A 642-nucleotide genomic window follows, 5' to 3' on the forward strand; every position below is an offset into this window, starting at 1 on the left:
TCATCAGAATTTGTGCAACAACAGAAAGTACTGTCATGGTTGCATCCCAGAACGGGAACGCATCAGGCTCAAGTACTGGCTCAGACAGGCCTGCACCGAAAATGTTTAGGCTATCAACAGCAATGTTTGCTAGCGCGAAGAAGAATGGGTCAATGTAGATGGTCAACAATGCAATCGAGACCACACAAACAACCGCAGTCGCCATCAGCTTTTGCTTGCTAAGCCAACGAACTTCCAACGTTTCACCTTGTGCATTTGGTCGAGTCCATGCGTACCAACCGTAAATGTTGGCGCAGAAGAAAAACAGTTGAAGAAGTAGCAATCCGTACAACTGAATTTGGAAAAAGATAACAGCAAAAAGCGTGACATTCAGTAAGCCGAATACGTAGTTGATGGTCTTCTCTTGGCTCGCAAACCAAATGCAAAGCAGACCAAAGACGGTTCCAAATGCTTCGATCCAGCTCATTGCGTAGCCGTCTCCAATCGGAATGTTAACGAGGGTATTGTTGATATCGAGTAAGGCGAATAGGTCCATGGTGATGTCCTTTATTATTTTGTTTGGAATACGCCCATATTAGGGTGCAGCAACAAACAAAAAGGAGGACATTTGTCCTCCTCTTGATGCACTCGATCATAATTCAG

General features: G+C 44.7%; 1 protein-coding gene. It reads right to left on the minus strand.

Features of this window, described 5'->3' with window-relative positions; all coding sequences use genetic code 11:
• Positions 1 to 535: nicotinamide riboside transporter PnuC (gene pnuC / locus R7Q48_RS28300; RefSeq protein ID WP_318133641.1), on the minus strand; the 535-nt coding region annotated here is incomplete at its 3' end.
• Positions 536 to 642: the final 107 nt, after the last annotated feature.

The organism is Vibrio sp. 378, assembly GCF_033339435.1.